The 1,351-nt window shown below is 52.1% G+C and carries 3 protein-coding genes; 2 read left to right on the top strand and 1 reads right to left on the bottom strand.

Going from position 1 to position 1,351, the window contains the following annotated elements:
• Window positions 1-198 (top strand): hypothetical protein (locus FEM54_RS34495; protein ID WP_205894447.1); only part of this gene is annotated, 198 nt, incomplete at its 5' end.
• A complete protein-coding gene (locus FEM54_RS32610) occupies window positions 195-866 on the top strand; it encodes a fimbrial biogenesis chaperone (RefSeq protein WP_205894446.1) in 672 nt (223 codons plus the stop codon). The genes FEM54_RS34495 and FEM54_RS32610, both read left to right, overlap by 4 nt.
• Window positions 867-1,059: 193 nt before the next feature.
• On the opposite strand, the gene FEM54_RS34255 is transcribed toward FEM54_RS32610, so the two are convergent.
• Window positions 1,060-1,351, bottom strand: a 292-nt coding sequence (locus tag FEM54_RS34255) for an autotransporter domain-containing protein (RefSeq protein ID WP_171045968.1), incomplete at its 5' end; no start/stop codon positions are given.

Below are 1,351 nucleotides of genomic sequence, written 5' to 3'. Positions count from 1 at the left end.
GGTGTCAACAAGCCGTTGATGATTGAGCAAGGCACAGTTTTTCATAACCCTGCTTCGGCTGGACAGGGAGAGGACTCTCTCGGCTACTATAATTTGTCTGTTTCAGCCTATCCGCCCGAAGGCGCGCTCACAGGCACTATCGGAGTATATACAGGAGTGCTCTCCCTTACCTTTGAACCCGTGGTCAAGACTCCGTGAATCGCCTATCACATTCGCGCCTTATTCCGGTACTACTACTTTGCCTGGCCGGTTCATTTACCTCTCAACGCGCTGATGCCACAATCGACATTTACCCCAAGGAAGTTCAGATACGCAACGCCCCTTTGAGTATTCATATTATTAATAGTGGGGACCGCGCTGAGTACGTATCCATTTCCTTACATTTGTTAAAGAACCCTGGTGTGCGCATAGAGGAAGAAACGCTTGAGGCGGTTGCTGACATAGCGCAACCCGCACTTTATGCATTCCCCTTCCAGGTTACATTGGGCCCTGGGCAGAGTAAAAAAATCGTACTCAAACCTGTCAGAGCAGTTGATGCAGAAACAGTATATCGGTTGAATATAAAACCAGTCATACGACCTCGAGAAGAAGACGGGACAGAAAAATTCAAAGGTGTAATCATCAACCTTAGCTTCAGTGCGCTCGTTCGCCAGTTACCAGCCACTGAAACAGACACCCTGAAGGTAGTCTGTGTCTCGGACGGAGCTGAACTGATTGCAAGCGGGACGGTGCGCCATTCAATAACCAGCTTGCACGTCGATGGAAAGTCAGAGCCCGGTTTTAATATTTATCCCGGCGTACCTCGCAAAGTGACCGGCCATTTAGTTGAGGTTCCTGGCCATCCTCCGTGCAAATCTGGCCGTTGATAAAGCTGATGATACTGCCGCCGTTAGCATGTTGGGGATCAAATCGGCCCTCGGCCTGCGAGCGGAAATAACTTGAACTGTCGTTTATTGGCGGCGAGTGTGGCGGCGGCCTATTTGAGTCCGAGCCGCAGCCGATCACTTCATAAACCCTGCGGCCATCAGCTAACCGCAGGGCCCTGTGGCCTGATTGTTCCTAGAACGTCCATGAAGCCATGGCATAGGTGCTCTGCTCGTGAAAGCGCTGGCCTATTTCGCCTGTGTACCTCAACCCAACGGAAAAGGCTGGCGTCAAATCCAACGTAGCGCTGAACGCCAACTGAGCCGTGTCCTGCTGCACGGGCAAGCCGGAAATATTCACGAAGTCTCCTTGGGATTGCAACTTCAAACGAGTGTGCGTGGTTTTCTCCGTGAATGCGTGTTGCAGCCCGGCGCTACCGTTCAGACGCACGGCCATGCCATTGGCCAGAGGATGAACGGCGTTCACG

It is taken from the genome of Pseudomonas edaphica (assembly GCF_005863185.1).
In the GTDB taxonomy this organism is placed as follows: domain Bacteria; phylum Pseudomonadota; class Gammaproteobacteria; order Pseudomonadales; family Pseudomonadaceae; genus Aquipseudomonas; species Aquipseudomonas edaphica.
Note: the sequence above shows the minus strand (reverse complement) of the source record. Positions and strands in the feature narration are given on the sequence as shown.